The organism is Gluconobacter sp. Gdi, assembly GCF_014132155.1.
In the GTDB taxonomy this organism is placed as follows: domain Bacteria; phylum Pseudomonadota; class Alphaproteobacteria; order Acetobacterales; family Acetobacteraceae; genus Gluconobacter.
In genome coordinates, this window is the sequence record NZ_BLJQ01000076.1 from 1 (window position 1) to 361 (window position 361).

General features: G+C 60.1%; 1 protein-coding gene. It reads left to right on the forward strand.

Translation table 11 applies throughout. From position 1 onward, the window contains the following. Window positions 1-17 precede the first annotated feature (17 nt). A partial coding sequence (locus JN414_RS16545; RefSeq protein ID WP_202208892.1) for a hypothetical protein occupies window positions 18-361 on the forward strand: 344 nt, incomplete at its 3' end.

A 361-nucleotide genomic window follows, 5' to 3' on the forward strand; every position in this document is an offset into this window, starting at 1 on the left:
CCCTGAAAGGGACTTTCATGAAATTCTATCCTCTTGTTGAGACCGCTGTGGGCAGCGGGCGCTTTGCGCTGTCCGGATCCCAGATTGTGGCTCTGAGTACGTCCGAGGCCATCAAGACCGTCGCTGGTACGACCGGGGCGGGCCTGCGTGCGGCCGTTTCGCCGTATCGTTCGCTCGGTGGCATGCCGGATCCGGTGAGCCCGCAGGCTTCTGAACTCGGGTCTGTTTACGATCTTCTGATCGAAAAGCCTGATGAGCCGGGCATCTTTGTGAGTGGCGGCCAGATCCTGTCCAGCCAGTTCAGTGATGCCGCACTTTTGGCGATCTCGATGCAGCTGTTTTACGGCAGCCGCGCAGGCCT